General features: G+C 33.4%; 19 protein-coding genes and 3 tRNA genes. 3 read left to right on the top strand and 19 right to left on the bottom strand.

Going from position 1 to position 19,997, the window contains the following annotated elements:
• Entirely contained in the window at positions 1–501 is a 501-nt protein-coding gene (gene nusG, locus CJF12_RS08790; protein ID WP_034682374.1) for a transcription termination/antitermination protein NusG, read from the bottom strand.
• A gap of 357 nt (positions 502–858) precedes the next feature.
• Between nusG and CJF12_RS08795 the strand changes: the two genes are divergently transcribed.
• The 3 genes from CJF12_RS08795 (at position 859) to CJF12_RS08805 (ending at position 6,045) form a co-directional block, all read left to right on the top strand.
• The gene (locus CJF12_RS08795) at positions 859–2,595 is read left to right on the top strand and encodes a helix-turn-helix domain-containing protein (RefSeq protein ID WP_084675601.1); all 1,737 of its coding nucleotides are present in this window, start codon (positions 859–861) and stop codon (positions 2,593–2,595) included.
• Positions 2,596–2,879: 284 nt separating this feature from the next.
• Positions 2,880–5,054: a prolyl oligopeptidase family serine peptidase gene (locus CJF12_RS08800; protein ID WP_228379063.1), complete on the top strand. Its 2,175-nt coding sequence runs from the start codon at positions 2,880–2,882 to the stop codon at positions 5,052–5,054.
• Between the two features lie 241 nt (positions 5,055–5,295).
• Positions 5,296–6,045 carry a M12 family metallo-peptidase gene (locus CJF12_RS08805; protein WP_034682283.1) on the top strand — a complete coding sequence of 250 codons (750 nt, stop codon included), beginning with the start codon at positions 5,296–5,298 and terminating at the stop codon, positions 6,043–6,045.
• Positions 6,046–6,110: 65 nt separating this feature from the next.
• On the opposite strand, the gene CJF12_RS08810 is transcribed toward CJF12_RS08805, so the two are convergent.
• The 18 genes from CJF12_RS08810 to CJF12_RS08895 form a co-directional block, all read right to left on the bottom strand.
• Positions 6,111–6,184 (bottom strand) — tRNA-Asp (locus CJF12_RS08810).
• 33 nt (positions 6,185–6,217) lie between these two features.
• Positions 6,218–6,291 (bottom strand) — tRNA-Asp (locus CJF12_RS08815).
• Between the two features lie 32 nt (positions 6,292–6,323).
• Positions 6,324–6,397: transfer RNA gene (locus CJF12_RS08820), tRNA-Asp, on the bottom strand.
• A gap of 128 nt (positions 6,398–6,525) precedes the next feature.
• On the bottom strand, positions 6,526–6,843 hold the full coding sequence (gene trxA / locus CJF12_RS08825) for a thioredoxin (RefSeq protein ID WP_034682284.1): 318 nt from the start codon (positions 6,841–6,843) through the stop codon (positions 6,526–6,528).
• 84 nt (positions 6,844–6,927) lie between these two features.
• Positions 6,928–8,103 carry a cysteine desulfurase family protein gene (locus CJF12_RS08830; protein ID WP_034682285.1) on the bottom strand — a complete coding sequence of 392 codons (1,176 nt, stop codon included), beginning with the start codon at positions 8,101–8,103 and terminating at the stop codon, positions 6,928–6,930.
• Between the two features lie 2 nt (positions 8,104–8,105).
• Positions 8,106–8,567 carry a protease complex subunit PrcB family protein gene (locus CJF12_RS08835; protein WP_034682287.1) on the bottom strand — a complete coding sequence of 154 codons (462 nt, stop codon included), beginning with the start codon at positions 8,565–8,567 and terminating at the stop codon, positions 8,106–8,108.
• Between the two features lie 23 nt (positions 8,568–8,590).
• Positions 8,591–9,178: an HAD-IB family hydrolase gene (locus CJF12_RS08840; protein ID WP_034682289.1), complete on the bottom strand. Its 588-nt coding sequence runs from the start codon at positions 9,176–9,178 to the stop codon at positions 8,591–8,593.
• A gap of 5 nt (positions 9,179–9,183) precedes the next feature.
• Complete coding sequence (locus CJF12_RS08845) at positions 9,184–9,909, bottom strand: SDR family NAD(P)-dependent oxidoreductase (RefSeq protein ID WP_034682290.1); 726 nt, start codon at positions 9,907–9,909, stop codon at positions 9,184–9,186.
• Positions 9,910–11,229 (bottom strand): FAD-binding oxidoreductase, encoded by a 1,320-nt coding sequence (locus CJF12_RS08850; RefSeq protein ID WP_034682293.1) that lies wholly within the window; start codon positions 11,227–11,229, stop codon positions 9,910–9,912.
• Entirely contained in the window at positions 11,226–12,113 is an 888-nt protein-coding gene (locus CJF12_RS08855; protein ID WP_034682295.1) for a decaprenyl-phosphate phosphoribosyltransferase, read from the bottom strand. Before CJF12_RS08855 ends, CJF12_RS08850 begins: the two co-directional genes overlap by 4 nt.
• A gap of 108 nt (positions 12,114–12,221) precedes the next feature.
• Positions 12,222–12,911: an OmpA family protein gene (locus CJF12_RS08860; RefSeq protein ID WP_034682296.1), complete on the bottom strand. Its 690-nt coding sequence runs from the start codon at positions 12,909–12,911 to the stop codon at positions 12,222–12,224.
• 22 nt (positions 12,912–12,933) lie between these two features.
• Positions 12,934–13,428: a lipocalin family protein gene (locus tag CJF12_RS08865; protein WP_034682297.1), complete on the bottom strand. Its 495-nt coding sequence runs from the start codon at positions 13,426–13,428 to the stop codon at positions 12,934–12,936.
• Positions 13,429–13,553: 125 nt separating this feature from the next.
• Positions 13,554–15,233, bottom strand: a complete 1,680-nt coding sequence (locus CJF12_RS08870; protein WP_034682298.1) for a S8 family serine peptidase — start codon at positions 15,231–15,233, stop codon at positions 13,554–13,556.
• Between the two features lies 1 nt (position 15,234).
• Complete coding sequence (locus CJF12_RS08875; RefSeq protein ID WP_394336998.1) at positions 15,235–15,858, bottom strand: WbqC family protein; 624 nt, start codon at positions 15,856–15,858, stop codon at positions 15,235–15,237.
• 56 nt (positions 15,859–15,914) lie between these two features.
• Positions 15,915–17,570 carry a signal peptidase I gene (gene lepB / locus CJF12_RS08880; RefSeq protein ID WP_034682300.1) on the bottom strand — a complete coding sequence of 552 codons (1,656 nt, stop codon included), beginning with the start codon at positions 17,568–17,570 and terminating at the stop codon, positions 15,915–15,917.
• A 76-nt stretch (positions 17,571–17,646) separates the two neighbouring features.
• Positions 17,647–18,348 carry a 4-hydroxy-tetrahydrodipicolinate reductase gene (gene dapB, locus CJF12_RS08885; RefSeq protein WP_034682303.1) on the bottom strand — a complete coding sequence of 234 codons (702 nt, stop codon included), beginning with the start codon at positions 18,346–18,348 and terminating at the stop codon, positions 17,647–17,649.
• 48 nt (positions 18,349–18,396) lie between these two features.
• Complete coding sequence (locus CJF12_RS08890) at positions 18,397–19,035, bottom strand: DUF5683 domain-containing protein (RefSeq protein ID WP_034682304.1); 639 nt, start codon at positions 19,033–19,035, stop codon at positions 18,397–18,399.
• The gene (locus tag CJF12_RS08895) at positions 19,036–19,926 is read right to left on the bottom strand and encodes a ParB/RepB/Spo0J family partition protein (protein ID WP_034682307.1); all 891 of its coding nucleotides are present in this window, start codon (positions 19,924–19,926) and stop codon (positions 19,036–19,038) included. It abuts the gene before it with no gap.
• Positions 19,927–19,997: the final 71 nt, after the last annotated feature.

Here is a 19,997-nt window from a genome sequence, read left to right on the forward strand (position 1 = left end):
TTAAATTAAATGATAGGAGTGCATTTCAGCTAAAATACTATGCTTTAAGGACTCAATTCTTACGCAAATTTTTTCCTTATTATCTATTTTTATGATTTCACATTCATAATTTTCAAAAGGCCCTGAGGTAATTTTCTTCTTCTCTCCAACTTTAATCTCAAGTGAGCCTCTAAGTTCAACCTCTGAAAATTCATTAAGAAATAATTTAATTCTATTTATTTCTTCATCAAGAACACGAACTAATCTATCTCCAAACTTAATGAATACAACCACCCCATCAATTGCCAGCGCTCGTAAATAATCTTTTATGGTCTCCAAATAAATGAAAACGTAAGAACTAAAAAGAGGCTTCTCTACTTTCTTTTTACGATCGCTCCATTGAGAGATTGTTTTATTAAGTGGTAAATACACTTTGAAATTTTGCTCAGTTAGTACCTGTGCGGTTTTTTTTTCGTAGCGTGATTTGGTATAGATGACATACCATCCTTTAATGAAATTCATTTGCATATATCTTTATAGCTTCGCCCTTTCAGTCACAGTAAATGCTCTATTTTTTTTAAAAGGGATATTAAAACAATGGAATTTTAGAAATAACAGACGTATACATTCAATAAACAAAAAGTAAAAATGTACATTTTAGACCTGTTCTTCTTGTATAACAAAGATGCACTAGCTTTTAATATATAACAACTAAAGCATATCGGAATTAATCAATTTAGGCACTTTATTTACTTAAATTTATAAATTTAAGTAAATAAAAACTTGATTAAAACCCTATATATAAGTCCATTACATTTTTTCTCTTGTCTTCTATTAATATTCAATATAAAATTGTATTATTACGCTTGAAAAACACATATGATGATACGATATTTCATCTTTTTATTATTAATTACTAGCAGTAATCTTTACTTTCCTCAAAGTAGAAAAGGATTTCATATACCGGATTCCTTAAAAACAAAAGATTTTAAGCTTTTAGAAAAGTCTTTTAACAAGACTCTCAGAGTGGATAATAAAAAAGCAGAAATCTATGCCAATATTTTTTTAATAAAGGGTAAAAAAAATAAAGATCTCATCAAAATTGCTAATGGATACCTAATGTTATATCAATTAAGTAATGATAAAACAGCATCATTGTATTTAGATAGTATGATAATAGCTTCTAAGAAAATTCAAAATCCCTATTATTTAGCAAACAGCTATAAATATAAAGGTAACTATTATTACTTGAAAGGAGAATATTCAATAGCTTTAAACAATTATTTAACAGCGAGAAGCTATGTGAAAAACAATAATGAAATATATTATATTCTTAATTTCAATATTGGATTATTAAAACTGGAGCTAAAGGAATATCAGCAAGCTTTACAACTATTTTTGGACTATAAACAGTATTTGGATAAAAATAATATAAAAAATCTTAATTATCTAAGTTGTATATATGCATTAGCTTATACCTATAGTTTTTCAAATCAATTAAATACGTCAGATCATTATGTAGAGATCGGCCTGAAAAAAAACTTAGAAATAAAAGATAAAAAAAGTGAATATAATTTATTACTGGTTTCCGGTATGAACGCCTATAAAAGAAAAGAATATAAGCTATCATTAGAAACACTAAAAAAAGTTAATAAATTAATTAATGGCCATCCTTATAATTCCCAGAATAGAGCAATCAGTGAATATTATATTGGGAGAGTATTATATGATACTAATGATAAAAAATTTGTAGATGCATTTGAGAAAGTTGATTCTATCATTGGTAGAACTAAAAATGTTACTGCTGAATTAAGAGATGCTTACCCCTTATTAATTGATTATTATAAAAAAACAGGAAATAAGGAAAAGCAATTATTATATATAGAACGTCTGTTATCTGTAGATAGTATTTTAAATAAAAATAACAATTTCCTAATTACCGAAATAAATAAAAAACATGATACACCTCTTCTCTTAAAAGAAAAAGAAAATCTCATTTCAGAATTAAATTCCAAGAATTATATTTTATTCCAGCTATTGGGAATAGGTACAATATTTTTAATTATTACATTGCTTTTGTACATTAGAAACCGAAAAAAAATTAAATCCTATAAAAGAAAAGCTTATTTACTGGCCATTCCTCCAGCTTCTACTGATTCTCTCAATATTAATAAAAATATAGAAACAATAACCCAATCAAAAACAATAGATATCCCTCAGGAAAGCCTTAAAACGGTTTTATCAGATCAGAAATTACAACAATTAAGTAAGCAACTAAAAGAATTTGAGAGTAAAAAACTTTTTTTATATAAGAACATGAATCTAGACATTCTGTCTAAAGAGTTAAATACAAATAGGGTTTATTTATCAAAAGTGATAAACGAATTTAAAGGCCAAAGCTTTCCTAAATATTTAAACGAATTAAGAATTCAATATATCGTTGGAGAGCTAAAGCAAAATAAAAACCTACAAAAATTCACCATTGCTGCTATTGCAGATAAAGCAGGATATAATAATGTTGAACCTTTTACCAATGCTTTTAAAAAAATAACAGGTACTTTGCCCTCCTATTTTATAAAATCATTACAAGAGAATGAGAATAGCAAAAACACATAATAAATACAATATCAATAATTTACCAATTAATCTGTTCTGAATTTATAAATTTTGGTATATATTTTTTGGTTAATAATCGATTTCTTTATTTCTTCGTACTATAAATCAAAAAATAAAGCACATTATGAAACAGAAAAAATTACAAACAGAAAAAAAATTAGCATTGAAAAAATCACAAATGTCCAAAATCAACAATCTTAAAGTAATAAAAGGAGGTGATCAATTACTAATTAGTGAAACACATACATGTACAGAACCAACAACTAACAACTAATAAGTAAATAGTGGCTAAGTCAGTTTTAATCTTCTATATATTTTTTGTTCTTATTGGAATGATAGATGCTCAAACAACTAATTTAGCTCCTGCTAAATCTGTTAGTAACGAATATTTTGGAATTAAAACAGTTGATGAATACAGAAACTTAGAAAATTTAAAAGATCCTTCAACAATTAAGTGGATGAAGGATCAAACAAAATATTCTGAATCTATTCTTCAAAATATTCCCAACAGACAATATTATATTGATAAAAGATTAGAATTCGATATGCGAAAATCATTTTCTGTATCAAACATTAATGTTACAGAAAATGGTTTTTATTTTTATCTCAAACAAACTCCAGAAGAAAATACCACAAAGGTTTTTTTCAGAAAAAACTTCAATGGAATTGAAAAAGAAATTTTTAATCCTCAAAATTATAAACCGAAAAATAAAAAAAATTACCACATTAATTATATTAAACCTAGTTATGATGGATCTAAAATTGCTATTGCCTTAACAGAAGGTGGAAAAGAAATTTCAGAAATGGTGATTTATGACCTCAAGCAAAATAAATTACTTCCTGATATTATTACCCACTGTTGGCCCTCAGATGGAGCGGGCATATCATGGCTTCCAAACAACAATGGTTTCATTTATTTGTATTACCCTGTTATTGATCCTAATTCACCCTTATTTTTAAAAAATACAGCATCTGTGATTTATAGAATAGGAGATAATCCTCAAAAGCTAAATACTCTACTTTCTAAAGAAAATAATCCAGATTTAAAAATAAATACTGAAGATTTTCCAGATGCAGTGCTCCCTAATAAGAATAGTAAGTATTTATTTGGATATATATCCGGTCCTAACAAATTTCAAGATACTTATTATATGTTTGAGAATAGTATTGATAAAAAAAATCAATGGCAATTTTTATTTAGTAAGGATGATAAAATTACCCGCTTTATAACTAAAGATCACAATATCATCTATATCTCCGAAAAAAACGGAACGAATGCTATATATAGCACTTCATTGGTTAATCCTGACTTTAAAACACCAATATTAATTGTACCCAGTATTTCTGATGAAGTTCTCAAAAATATATCTAATATAAAAGATGGATTTATTTTTAGTACATCCAAAAACGGTGTGGAAGCAAAATTATATTGGTATAAAAATGGAAAATCTGAATTAATAAAGTTACCAATTCCTGCAGGAAATATCTCAATTACAACCCAAAATGATCTTTCCAATGATTTTTGGATAACATGTAGTGGTTGGAAAAATGAAACAGAAAGATTTAGATATAATTCATTAACCGGAAAATTTGTGCCTGAAAATTTAGCACCCACCATTGAATATCCCGAATTTAAGAATATTATTATAGAAGAAATTATTGTAAAATCACATGATGAAAGAGATATTCCTCTTTCTTTAATTTACAATAAAAACATAAAAAAAGATAAGAATAATCCGTTACTTATGAACGCTTATGGAGCTTATGGATATAATAATAGTCCCTATTTTGCCAAAACTTATATGCTTTGGGCTTTACAGGGTGGTATTGTTGCCGTAGCCCATGTAAGAGGTGGGGGTGAAAAAGGTGAAGAGTGGCATAAAGGAGGTAATAAAGTGACAAAACCAAATTCTTGGAAAGATCTAATCTCTTGCGCAGAGTATATGGTTAAAGAAAACTATACATCACCTGAAAACATAGCAATTTGGGGAGAAAGCGCAGGGGGTATTACTATCGGTAGAGCCATGACTGAAAGACCTGATTTGTTTAAAGTAGCAATTATTGATGCGGGTATTGTGAATTCATCAAGAATGGAGTTTACTCCAAACGGCTTAAATAGTGCAAAGGAATTCGGTTCTTTAAGTATTGAAGCTGAATTCAAAGCACTATTACAAATGGATGCCTATCAACATCTTAAAAAAGGGGAAAAGTACCCAGCAACCTTAATCACTTCCGGTATTAATGATCCCAGAGTATCTTCATGGATGCCAACAAAATTTGCGGCTAAATTATTAGCTTATAATACTTCAGAAAATCCTATTCTTTTAAAAATAGACTACGAAGGAGGACATGGGGGCGACATTCCTATTGCGCAGAAGTATGCTAATTTAGCAGATACTTTTGCATTTGCTTTATGGCAACTAGGACATCCTGATTACCAACCTACTAAAAAACAATAAATAAATCGGATCAATTATTAAGAATAAAATTTTAATTATACGATCTTAATTTACAAATTAAGAAAACGCTGTAAAACCTAGGTTTTACAGCGTTTTTTTTGGTTTCGATACAATTTACCTTAAACAATAATGATCCCAGGATTATAAAGGCAAAAGAGCCCTTTATTCCATTACTTACACTATCCATCTATTATTTTTTTATTTTTAGTATTATTGCATACAATTTTAAACACAATATTATATGCTTAAAAAAATTATTATTCCGCTTTTAATCCTTCCTTTTATTGTTTCTTGCAATAGAGATAACGAATTCAGTAACGGGTCGTCAGATTATAGCCATACGCGTCCGGTAGGAGCCTCTGCCAACAATTTGTTAAGCAATGAACGTTACAACTCATTATTAATAGAAGTCCAATATATGCCGGGATATGCTCCAGATTCTCAGGCTATAGAACATTTAAAGAATTTCTTGTCTACTTTTCTTCGTAAAGATGGAGGAATTACTATTATCCAGCGTGAAATTCCGGGAACTTCATCACCCAGTTTGTCTGCTGAAGATATCAGACAGATTGAAAACACCAACCGTACCGTATTTACTAACGGCTCTACCCTCGCTGTAAGTATTCTCTATACCAACGGGCAGTATACTAATAATAACACCCTTGGAATTGCTTACCGTAATACCTCAGTTGCCTTATTCGGAAAAACAATCCGCGAAAATTCAGGAGGATTCGGACAGACAAGCAGAACCAAGCTTGAAGCCACTGTACTTGAGCATGAATTAGGGCATTTAATGGGATTGGTGGATCTGGGATCACCTATGCAAACCAACCACAAGGATTCTTCTAATGGTAATCATTGCAATAATCAAAACTGCCTGATGTATTATACTTCTGAAACAACAGATATTTTAGGGCTTCTTACTACTGGTAATATCCCTCAATTGGATAATAATTGTAAAGCAGACTTAAAAGCTAATGGTGGAAAGTAGCTGAAAACACATCAACCGTTTAAAAACAAAAAAAGCTGTAAAATAATTTTACAGCTTTTATATTGCGATCCGGACGGGACTCGAACCCGCGACCTCCGCCGTGACAGGGCGGCATTCTAACCAGCTGAACTACCGGATCAGTAGTCCTTAGTTTTCAATCAAATTTGATATGCGATCCGGACGGGACTCGAACCCGCGACCTCCGCCGTGACAGGGCGGCATTCTAACCAGCTGAACTACCGGATCAGTAGTTCTATAATTTCAAATAAATTTGATTGCGATCCGGACGGGACTCGAACCCGCGACCTCCGCCGTGACAGGGCGGCATTCTAACCAACTGAACTACCGGATCAAATTTTGTTAAAGAACTTGTTTCTTTTTTGTGATTGCAAAATTACACCTTTTTTAATTACCTGCAAATTATTTGTTAAAAAAATGCCCTCCAAATATGGAAGGCATTCATTATCAAAGTTATTTTTTTTATAAGTGTGCGCTTAATTTCTCAGCAATCACCTCTTTTGGAGTTACTCCAACTAATTTATCTACAACTTCACCATTCTTAAAGATTAAAACTGTAGGGATATTTCTGATACCGTACTGCATAGAAATCTCCTGATTGTTGTCTACGTCTACTTTTCCTACTACTGCTTTTCCTTCAAAATCTGTTGCTACTTCTTCGATGATCGGACCCAATGTTCTACAAGGTCCACACCATACTGCCCAAAAGTCTACTAATACAGGTTTATCTGATTTTAAAACCGTTTCCTGAAATGAGCTATCCGTAATTTCTAAAGCCATTTTATTATTTTATTTAAATTAATATTCTATTTTATTTTCAATGCTTAATTGAATATCCAAAATTACTACTTTTCAGTAATAACACTATCTATGCTCGACATTTGTTTTTTCTATAACGAAATCATTTGAGATTTCTTTTAAAGCAGTGACTAAAGCATCAATGTCCGCTTTCGTTGTCATATGGCTGAATGAAATACGTAAAGGTGTACAATGATCCATTTCATCCTCAGATAAAACCATCATCATTACCATAGAAGGCTTCGAAGCTCCAGAAGAACATGCACTTCCCTGGGAGATAGCAACTCCCTTCATATCTAGCTGTAATCCTATTAGCGGATTTTTATAAGGCAATAAAGCACTTAGAACAGTATAAAGACTATTCTCCGTTTCTGCACTTCTTCCGTTAAACTTGATTCCGGAAATTTCCGCAGATAATCTCTCAATAGCATAATTTTTAATTTCCTGAATGTAATTGGTATAGCTTTCCATATTTTTGATAGAAAGCTCCAATGCTTTTCCTAATCCAACAATACCGCAAACATTCTCAGTTCCTGCTCTTAGGCTTCTTTCCTGCGGACCTCCTGTAATAATTCCTTTTAATCCGGTCGCTTTCCTGATAAAAGCAAAGCCCACTCCTTTTGGCCCATGGAATTTATGTGCACTGCAAGAAGCAAAATCTACAGGAATATCAGACAGATCCAGATCCATATGAGCCATCGTCTGAACAGTATCCGAATGAAGTAAAGCATTATGCGCTTTACATAGTTCTGCCATTTTCTTTAAATCGGTGATATTACCAATTTCGTTATTGGCATGCATTAAGCTTACTAAAGTCTTCTTTTCTGAAGCTTTTAATAATTCTTCTAATTTATTAAGATCAAGATCTCCTTTTTCATTAGGACGAATATAAGCAACTTCAACTCCTTTTCTATTCTTCATCTCCATAACACTTTCGGAAACACATTTATGTTCCAACGGAGAGCTGATGATTCTTTCGACTCCCAGGTGCTCTATACTCGACTTAATAATCATATTATTAGACTCTGTGCCACAAGAAGTAAAAATAATTTCAGCAGGAGTTACATGAAGATAATCAGCAACTTGTCTTCTTACATTTTCAATAAGAATCTTTGCTTCCTGGCCAAAGCTGTGAGTGGAGGAAGGATTTCCAAAATTCATCCTCATGGTACTTACCATTGCATCAATAACTTCTTCTGAAAGAGGTGTTGTTGCTGCGTTATCTAAATATATTTTATCCATTGTTATTTTGAATATTTTAATGCTACGGAATTGAATTGATAATTTAAAGGTACTGTAAAAACTACCCAGGGATTTGACATCACCTGTATTTGCATTCCACCAGACTCCCGCTGAGGAACTTCTACATACAATATATTGTCTTTTACAGAAATACTTTTAATCTCTGTAATTTTGTAGTCACCAGAATTGAAAGTTCCCAGATTATACAGAACAGCTTTTTGGTTTTTTGGAAAAGTGGGATAATGAACAGTAGTACTACCTAAGTCTGTAAGACTTAAATTTCCTTTTATAACCTTTTGAAGGTCTTCCTGATTTTTCAGAATGATAAAACCTGAAGTTTCAGTTCCTCCTTGAGATTCAGAAACAAGAATTTCACCCCCTTTCTCTGCATTGGATGCAACTGGGGATGGTACATTTGTACAGCTCATGAGGAAAACAAGAAACCCAATAATAAGTTTATGCATTATTACACTTTTACAACCCAAAATTAGTGAAAAAATTGGTAATGTCCCTCATTTGCCCATTTGAGCATTTGCTTATCTCCGGATGTATCTCCGAAAGCGATTATTTTATCGTATTTAGAATCGTTAATTTGTTCTTTTATTCGGACCAGCTTCTCATCTCCGTTACAGTTTCTTCCAATAAAATTTCCTGTAAAAATTCCATTTTTAAACTCTGCACGTGTGGATACCAGCTGCATTTGCAATTTTTCCGCAAATGGCTTCACCCAAATATCTAAAGAGGCGGTTACCAATAGACTTTGCGTATTTTTACGATCTATATTTTTTATAAAGTCTAAAGCATTCTCCCGTACAATTCTGGGATAATGTAATTCAAAAAACTGTTTGGATTTTTTTTCTATTTTTTCCTGGGTTTGACCTTTAAGAATAGAACCTATAAAGCTTTTCTTCACTTTTTCAGTTTCGGCCAGCCTTAGCTTTAATAATATAAAAAGGGGCACATGTCTCAAAAATTGTATATGATATTTTGTAGAATTGTAAAACTTAAGATACATAAACATGGTATCCTTATAAGTGATTGTGCCATCAAAATCAAAACAATACAATTTTTTCATTTTATTTAAAGCTTTAATTTCTTAAATATAAATTCAGGAATATTCCTGATGATCATCATAATAACTCCCCAAATTGGCAATACATAAGCAACATTTTTCCCATTTTTATAAGCTTTATAAATGTAGGCTGCTGCCTGTTTAGGTTTTGCTGTAAGCATAGGGTTTAATGGTAAACCTTCAGTCATTTTGGTTTCCATGAAACCTGGCTTTATGGTCAGCACGTGAACCTTTTTATCAAAAAGATAATTTCTAAGACCACTTAAGTAGGCTGTAAATGCAGCTTTAGCACTTCCATAAATAAAATTACTTTGCCTTCCCCTGTCTCCTGCCACTGAAGATAATCCTATAATTGTTCCCGATCTCCTGCTTTCAAATTTCTGAGCAAAATAGTTCATTACGGGAACTAATCTTGAATAATTAATACTGATTATTCTTTCGGTATTTTTATTATCATACAATCCTTCTTCACTTCCTTCACCTAAATATCCGGTTGCACAAAATAATACATTTGAGCTGACATAATCAAATTTAGTGTAATCAATCTCTTTCATCAGATCCAGTTCGATCACTTCTGACTGTTGCAGAAACTTTACATCAATATGCCTTGCAAACCTTTCGGTAGTTTCCCTGTTAGAGGTAAACAAATAGATTTTCTCATATTTTTCTCCTTCTTCAAGAGCTTTTTCTACAAAAGCTTGTGCTACTTCGGAGGTACTTCCCAGAACTATCATTTATGAATTGTTATTTATGATTCTTTTGTGCTGTAAAGACACAAATTTAGGATTTTGAATATTTTTCAGATAATTGGTCAGAGAGGATTTGCTCATGCTGTCTTTCGTCAAATAAATTCTTCCGCCGAACTCCTGGACAATCTGATCTAGTTGCTCAACCAGCTTTTTTAGTTTAGAATTGACTTTAAAATCAAGTGCTAAAGTATATCCTTCCAAAGGAAATGAATTATAAGCCTCCGGGTTATCTTTTCCAAACAGCTTTAAAACTGCTAAAAAAGATCCATTTCCACTGTTCGCTATGGTTTCAAGAATTTTTTTCATTCCTTCTTTTCCTTTTTCTTTGGGAATAACCATCTGATATTGAATAAAACCTGATTTCCCATAGATCTTATTCCAATCATTGATGGCATCTAAAGGATAGAAAAATGTTTCGTAATCAATAAAGCTTTTCACTTCTTTTTTTGATTGCTTTTTATAATACAAAAGATTGAATAGCCTTACAGTCAGAGAATTCAATACAAAGCCAGGGAAATAAAAAGGAACCGTTGGCTGAAGCTTTTTCTTGAGCCTTAAAGGAGTTTTAGACATATTTTGAGGAAGCTCATGCTGGAAAGCATGTTCTCCCCGCATCAATATACTTCTTCCGATATTTTTTCCTTTCTGTAAGCAGTCAATCCAGGCTACCGTATAAGTCCAGCTTTCGCTTTCATCAAACAATCTGAAAATTTCGTCAAGGTTTTCTGCTTTAATGCTTTCCTGACGAATATAAGCAGACTCTATATTTTTAAGTTTAAATTTTGCTGTAAGAATAATCCCTGTAAGTCCCATTCCACCAATCGTAGCCCAAAATTTTTCCGAGTTAACCTCTCTTGAACAGGTAATAATTTCACCATTCTCGATCATGAGCTTAAACTCAATCACGTATTCGGAAAAGCAGCCTTCCGCATGATGATTTTTCCCATGGACATCAGATGCTATTGCACCCCCTACTGAAATAAATTTAGTTCCCGGAGTTACGTATAAAAAATACCCCTGTGGAACTGCAATTTCGAGTACATCAGAAAGAAGTACTCCCGACTCACATTCTATAATGCCGTTTAAACGGTCGAAACTGATAAATTTATTTAATTTTTTTGTTGAAAATATATGTTCTCCCAGTGAAGCATCTCCATAACATCTTCCGTTGCCTCTTGCAATAACTTCATTATGATTTAAGACAAACTCTTTTATCTTTTTGAAGCTGTCTTCAGACTTCATTTCTTTTTCCACTATGGGAAAATTACCCCAATTGGTAACTTTTTGTATAAAATTCGGTCTCATTTCTTAAAGTAAATTTGAATTAAAAATGTGGCTACCCATAATAATAAGGTAACCTGTATATACCGATCTCTATAAACAATTTTTGTAGGAGACTCAGTCCTGTTATACACTAGTGTCTGCTGCAGATACCTTAGAAATGCAAATACGACAAAAATCACAGTATAAAAGACCCTCTCATGAAATTTAGCCTGTACCTCCGGTGATAAGGTGAACATAAGATAACACATAATCGCCAGCGTTACAGAAATAGAAAGTGCAATATCTGCAAACTGTACGTTATATCCATCTAAAGCACGTCTCGTTTTCCCGGAAACCTGTGCATTAATAAGCTCTCCTCTTCTTTTACCAATCGCCAGAACTAATGCCAGAACGAAAGTCAGCAAAATAGCCCATTGCGAAATTGTAATTCCGGTGATATATCCTCCGGCCAGTACTCTTAAAACAAATCCTGTTGCAATAATAAAAATATCAATAATAGGGACATGCTTTAATTTGAATGTATAAGCAAGATTCATGACGAAATAAAAGCCTATAATAGTCGCAAACTTCCAGAGAATCTGATGGAAATAAGCCTGAGCAAAGATGATCAATGCGACATTCACCACTATAATACCGATTAAGATCCCTATAGCCTGTGATTTAGATATAGCTCCACTCGCTAATGGTCTTCTCCTTTTTTCAGGATGTTGACGGTCTGCCTCAATATCATTATAATCATTTAAGATATAAACAACACTGGCAGCGAGCGAAAAAATAATAAAAGCAAAAATACTTTTGGTAAGTAAATCTAAGTTTTTGATATTACCCGAAAAAAATAAAGGTACAAAAACAAACAGATTCTTTACCCATTGCTCTACACGAAGCAGTTTAAAATATTTCTTCATTTATGTTATTTCAGTTACAAAAATAGTAATTTTCAAAATGAGCAGCATAAAAATACAAAAAAAACCGCCGCAGCGGTCTTTTAAGAAAATATTTATAGATTAAATTAATTATTGCCCTTTTTTAGCTTCATTAATCATCTTTTCATTTGCTGTAATCGCAAATTCTACTCTTCTGTTTTTAGCTCTTCCTTCTTCAGTATCGTTGCTTGCAACCGGCATTGTTTTACCTTCTCCTTTTGTAAACATTCTGTTTGAAGCAATTCCTTTTGCTGCTAAATAAGCTTTTACAGCATCTGCTCTTCTTTGAGAAAGTGCCATATTATAAGCATCTTTACCTACGCTATCTGTATGTCCGTAGATATTGATATTGGTATCAGGGTTATTTTCTAATACTTTTTCTAATTTATCCAGGTTAGTCTGAGCTACAGAAGTAAGGTTTGAAGAATCAAAAGCAAAGTTAACAATACTTTCATTCATTGTCACTTTAATACCATCTCCTACTCTTTCCACTTCAGCACCTGGTAAAGTTTCTTTAATTTCTTTAGCCTGCTTATCCATTTTGTTCCCGATAACGTTACCAGCAACACCACCAATGATACCACCTAATACAGCTCCTAAAGCTCCGTTTCCACCTCTACCTACATTATTACCTAGAATACCTCCAAGTACAGCTCCTGATGCAACACCGATTCCTGTTCCTCTCTGTTGGTTATTCGAATTTTGAACGGCCTCACAACTTGTCAACAACAATGCTGATGATAAGAAAAGACCACTAATATATGTTTTAGTAAATTTCATCTTTTTATTTTTTGTTTATTATTTAATATTTCATTCCTGTTCTTTCGAAGTTGTACACTACTCGTACGGTACTTCCATCAAAAGGTATGTTTTGTTCCAGTGAAAATTGATCTGTAGTTTGGTTGATGATATTTAAAGAGTATCCTACAGTGTTCTGCTTCGCTTTAGTTCCAGCAGCAATTTTTTTGAACATAAAGGTATTACCTCCTGTAGTTTCAAATTTGATAGGCTGTGTAATACTAGGACAAGATCCACCCCCGTTTAAAGTATAAGCTCCTGTATAGTTATTGGGAATTAATCTCCAATGACTTCCTACAAAACATTGTGCATCTGCGCCTTCATCAAAAGGCTTAATTTTCAACCCTTTATCATAATCTATGCTCACAATTTGCCAATCTCCTTTTAATTTTAAAAATTCAGATCTTTGATTTTGTGATGTTTTTGCATTTTTCACAGAGGAACAAGACACTGCAAAAAGTGATGTTCCCAACATTCCTGCAAGTAGTAACTTTTTCATTTTGTCGTTTATTTTTTTTGTTATGTTAAAGTTACAAAAAACCGTGCCAAAATAGAAAAATAAAAACAAAAAAGTCCGAAAAATTCGGACTTTACATGATAAGTACTGTAATACAGTAGAATATACTATTTTTTAACAGCCTTTTTTATGGATTTCGTAGCTTTTTTTATTCCTGCAGATTTCCCATCATAGAAATGAGTGTAAGCATATTCCGCAGCTCTTTTAAGGTCTATAACTCCTCCAGCCTGTGAAAAATTTCCAAATTCATCAGTACTCGGATTGCTAGACTTTACCAATGATTCAATAATCTGATCTGGTTTTAAGTTCGGCATGTATGCTAATAAAACAGCTGCTGCACCTGCTACAACAGGAGATGCCATAGAAGTTCCCTGAAGATATTCATACTCATTTGTTGGTACTGTAGAGTAAATTTCTTCTCCCGGAGCAAAAACGTTCACCATTTTCTTATTGAAGTTAGAGAAGCTTGCTCTCAGCTCATTATTTTTATTGGTACTTGCTCCTACAACAATAACATTGTTTACGAATGGTTTTTCATCTGCACTGTTTTTAAAGTTGGTAGGATATGCAAGATGCTCTGCAACGTCTTCATTTTCATTTCCCGCAGCTTTTACCAGAAGAACTCCTTTATCTTCAGCATATTTAAATGCATCCCAAACTACATTTTTACCTGGAGAAACCGGTTTACCAAAGCTCATATTTAAGACTTTAGCACCATTATCCACTGCATATCTGATTGCGTTGGCTACATCCTTATCTCTTTCATCTCCATTAGGAACCGTTCTTACAGACATAATTTTAGCTACTCTCGAAGCTACCCCATATTGAACTTCTTTCCCTTGTGGTAAACCTGCAATAATACCCGCTACGTGAGTACCATGTTCCGCATCCGGTCCCTGGTAATGGTTATTTCCATAACTCTTTTCTGAGTAATCATCATAGTTATCACCTACAATCTCAGCTCTTGTATCATAGCTTAAATCATATTGTTTAGCCTGTGGTGCAAAATGATCGATCGCCCCTTTCATTTCCTTCTTCATAGCTGCTTCAAAGTCTGCAGAAGATTTTCCCTTAAATTCAGGGCTTTCGGAAAGCTGGGTTAAAATCTGAAGAGCAATAGCGTCTCTCTGCTCCGTTGGAGCCTTGATAGCAGCAATGTTTTCAGAAGTTACCGATTTCCCTCCTAAAAGTTTAATCATATTAGGGATCAGATCATTAATCATAGTATATTGCTGCAGATTTTGCTTTCCTTCAATACTTTTCTTTGCAAAAAGATCTTTGGATTTCATGTACATCGCAAATTCCTCAGGCATTTTTGCCTGATTGGCTTTATTCTTAGTAGAATCATCCCCTTCAAATATCGGCTTGTATTTAGCGACTACTCTAGTCACCTCCATATTATCGATATCTACATCTCCATTTTTCCCTCCGATGAAATTCCATCCGTGAACATCATCGATATATCCGTTCCCATCATCATCTTTTCCATTATTGGGAACCTCATTGGGGTTCGTCCAGATATTTTTGATTAATCCGGGATGATCAACCTGTACTCCACTATCTAAAACACCTACAACAACCGTTTTAGGCTTCAGGCCTTTAGATTCCAGATATTTATATGCATTTTCAGTATTGATACCATATACTTTTGTAGTTCCAAAATCTTTATGATACCAGGTCATCAGATCTTTATTCTCTTTTGGGTCAACGCTCTTTCCTTGTGCTTCCTGTGCAAAAGCAGAATTAAAGCCTGCTAAAAAAATAGCAGCTAATAATACCTTTTTCATGTTAATATGATTGTTTAATATTTTTTATATAAGTCAAAGATTCAGGTCCTTTGTTACAAATCAGATCCAGAATCGATAAGTCGCTTAAAAATCCTAATTTATCTGAGAAAGTCTGATAATATTCTTCCATATCAAATTCGGAAGGTAATTTTGCAGAAAATTTTTCTCTAAAGTTAACTTCATCGGGATTTCTGATATATTCTTTATTCAAAGAGTATGCCTTTTCTGTTTTTAAAACTTGCTGGAGAATCTCAAGCCCCTTAAGATTAAAATCTAAAAGATGTTTTTCCTTCAGCTCAAACAGCCTGATTAATTTGTCTTCATAAAACTCAAAATAAGGAGAGCCCTGATAGGCTGTTTTAATAGATTTCCAATGAAGCTTTCTCCAATCCTCTCTATAAGAGACTTCTATATCTTTAATTTCTCTTTTCCCGTTATGATTAATAGGAATTATTAATGAAAGTTTTCCATTTGCCCCATAAATATTGGCCCTATTTCTATAAGTTTGTTTAGGAAAATTTTCAAATTGCTCTAAAGTAACTTCATTCTCAGTATTCGTAAAAACTGAAAACCATGAAATCGGTGGTAAATAAAACACCGGTAATAATACATTCTTCATATTCATTATACAAAAATGAAGTATTTCTTCAAATACTTCATTTTATTTTAAGTTGATTATACTTATAAATCTTCTTCTGTTTTTTTCTTTCTGAACAGCTTCACAAAATATTCCCATCCAAAGAATAAGATAAGAATCATTGCTGCAATCCACCAGTAAGAAGTTTTGTTAGCTTCTCCTGTATTCGTTGCTTTGAACATTCTTTCCCAACGAATTTTAAATGGAGCCTGATAAGTAGAGCTGGCGTCTTTAAAGACTCCTTGTAAACTCATCCATGTGAACATCGGTTTTCCTACAATATTTTCCTCAGGAACAAAACCAAAGAATCTTGCATCAAGCGATGCATCTCTGTTATCCCCTATCATCATATAATAGTCTTGTTGAATAGTATATTGATTAGCCTCTTTTCCATTAATAAAGATCTTTCCATTTCTATCCTCCAGACTGTTATGCTCATATTCAGAGATAATCCATCGGTATGTCGGAAGAGTTTCTTTATTAATAGCAACGACATCTCCTTTTTTAGGGATTCTCAACGGTCCGTACCAATCCTGATTCCAAGGCTTGTTAACCGGGAAAATAGATTGCGTAGTATCTATACTTTTTGTATAAGCTGTTTTATCAGCGTTTAATTTATATTGAATGGTCGCAGAATCCTTTGGATAAATGCTTTCCTCCATATCAATTACATTGGGTAAAGCTTTAATTTCTGCTGCCGTTTTATCGGTTAAACCTTGAAATCTGTACATAAAGCCCCTATCGGTTTGCATTTCCTGTACAGGTAAGAAACCATAAGTATTATACAATGAAGGAATATCTAACTGAGCTCCTGTATTTACAGTATATGCATGTTGCACTTCCTGATCTCCTAAAACCGTTTCCGGCTTTCCGTTAACAAAAAGTCTCCCGCCTCTCATTTCAAAATTATCTCCTGCAACAGCAACACATCTCTTTACATACGGATCTTTTCTATCTATTGCAGTATGAACTGAATCCTGAGGATAATTGAAAACAACTACATCATTTTTCTGAGGCTTATTGAATTGCAATATTCTGGAATACGGCAGTTTAACCGCATCTACATAAGATTTCGGATCATCCTTAGGGTTTCCTTTTTCTCCTGAATCAAAAATGGTTCCCTGCAAAAATGGGATAGCTAAAGGACGCATAGGTAATCTGTATCCATAACTCCACTTATTTACAAAAAGGAAGTCACCTACCAGCAATGTTCTTTCCATTGATCCTGTAGGAATACCAAAAGGTTGCGTTATAAAAGAATGAATGATCGTTGCAAAAACTACGGCAAAAGTAATAGAGCCTAAGAAAGAATCTTTCTTTTTTTCATTTTTCTCTTCTTCTGTCAGATACAGCTCGTTTTCATCTTCAAGTTCCACATCCTTCGAATAATTCACAGTTGCCATATAAATAAAAGGAAGAATAACCGTAAGAAGCTGGTGCTGAAATAGACCCTTCCCGAATTTTTTCATTAAATAAATATGAAAAACCGACATCATAATAGGTCCCACGATTGGCAAATACGATAGAATAGCCCACCATTTCGGATGTTTGGTTTCCTTCAGAATAATGAAATAATTATAAAAAGGTATAAAAGCGAATAATGGATTATACCCCAGTTTCTTGAACAGCTTCCATGTTGAAATCCCCATTAATACGGATAAGATGAGAACATATACTGTATAAGTTAAAAAATAATTCATAAATTTTGTGCCTATTCTATTAAATTTTGTTGAGCAACTTCTTTATTAGTTTATCGTTAGGGGAATTTGTTACAAATTAAAGTCCCAAAACGTCTTTCATTGTGAAATTTCCTTTTTTATCTTTAATCCATTCCGCAGCGACAACAGCTCCCAAAGCAAAACCATTTCTATTGAAAGCAGTATGTTTGATTTCAATTTCATCCACTTCGCTTCTATAGAATACGCTGTGCGTTCCCGGAACCTCATCTTCACGAATGGCAAAAATACCCAGTTGGTTTTCCTGAGTTTCATCCAGTTTCCAAGCATCAAATTTAGGATTGTTTTTAAAAATTCCTTCAGCTAAGGAAATAGCTGTCCCACTTGGAGCATCTTTCTTGTGAACATGATGAATTTCTTCCAATTGACAAGAATATTCATTGATATTCTTCATCAGGTCAGCCAATTTCTCATTCAAAGCAAAGAATAGATTAACTCCTAAACTAAAATTTGAGCCATATAAAAATGCCGTTTGATTTTCAACCGCCATTTTTTCTATTGTATCTTTATGTTCCAGCCATCCTGTCGTTCCACAAATTACAGGAATATTATTTTCCAAACAAGCTTTGATGTTATCAAAAGCCACTTCAGGTAATGAGAATTCAATTACCACATCTGGATTATTAAGGTTTTCAGCAGTTGGGGTTTCTTTTAGGCGGGCAACTATTTCATGACCTCTTTTAGTGGCAATTTCATCGATGATCTTACCCATTTTACCATATCCAACTAAAGCTATTTTCATGTACTATTTATTATTTGTTACCATAGTAAACTATGGTGTCTGTATTCATTAAAATCTATAACTTAAACTTAAGCCTGTTTTAGGAGGTTCAATACTAAACTGATCCTGTATAACCGCCGGTTTAAAAGTCAAATCAGGGTCATGACGGCTTTCATAAAGATGCGCATCTACCACTGCATCTACAATACTCAGAATATAAATCAATCCGGTGATGGCTATCGCATAGTCCCTTTGTCTTTTTGCTCTGTCCTGTACGTTAGCCAAAGCTACTTTATCCAGCCAGGGACGGCTATCGATAAATTCATTGGGAGTCCCATTCAATTTTGCGATATAATATTCTCTGTATTGTTTGTATTGCTTATCATTCCACAATGCGATCCCTACTCCTGTTCCTACAGCCCCCCAAACGATTGGAATTTTCCAATATTTTTTGTTGTAAAATTGCCCAAGACCAGGAAAAACTGCCGAATACAACCCTGCTTTTGTAGGGTTTAATTTTAAAGTTTTTGCAGTAGGTCCATTAGCGCTTTCAAGGTCCGCTATGACTTTTGCCTCAGATTTCTGTGGTTTTACCGCAGAGACACTGTCTTTCGGATGGTGTTCTACCCGAATGGTGTCATTAGGATTTACTTGTGAATAAGCCAAAGTGCATAGGCACAAGAAAAAAGTGAAAAGTATCTTCTTCATTTATTTAATGTGGGATAGAATGTATTCCAACTCTTCTTCATTCTTAAAATCAAGAACAATTTTGCCTTTTCTGCCATTTCCAGTAGTTTTGATTTCTACTTTTACATCTAAAATATCAGAAATGGTTTTCTGAGCTCTTTTATAATTATTGGAAAGTTCTGCTTTTACTTTTTTGGCAGCTGGTGACTTTGGATTTTTCAGTGCTGTAGCAGCTTGTTCAGCCTGACGAACATTCAGCTGTTCTTTAATAATGAGATCAAACAAAATCTGTTGCAACTCATCATTTTCCATGCTAATAATTGCCCTTCCGTGTCCTGCAGAGATTTCACCACTGCGGATGGCATTTTGAATATCAGGACTCAGCCTCAATAATCTGATTGAATTCGTGATTGTACTTCTGTCCTTTCCTACTCTCTGACTCAGATTTTCCTGGGTCATTCCGATTTCATCCAAAAGTCTCTGATAAGTCAATGCAATCTCAATAGAATCGAGATCTTCTCTCTGAATATTTTCAACAAGAGCCATCTCTAAAAGCTCCTGATCATTCACCAAACGAATATATGCAGGGATAGAAGTTAATCCCGCAATTTTACTTGCTCTGAAACGTCTTTCTCCGGAGATAATTTCAAACCTCTCACCTTCTTTTCTAAGGGTAATCGGCTGAATTACGCCTAGATTCTTGATAGACTGCGCAAGTTCGTTTAGTGCTTTTTCGTCAAAATAAGTTCTCGGTTGGGTTGGGTTGGGATAAATATCTTCAATGGCTACCTCTACAATATTCCCAACAAACTTGTCTGCTCCTTCATCAGTAGCAGAGTTGACAGTCGCTTTGGATTCAGCACTTAAAATAGCTCCCAAACCGCGTCCCATAGCTCTTTTTTTGTCCTTCATAGATATAATTGATAAATGATGATAATACCAATGATAAGCGATCGATGATAATTGATACCATATATCAAAAA

Source organism: Chryseobacterium piperi, assembly GCF_002285635.2.
GTDB lineage: Bacteria > Bacteroidota > Bacteroidia > Flavobacteriales > Weeksellaceae > Chryseobacterium > Chryseobacterium piperi.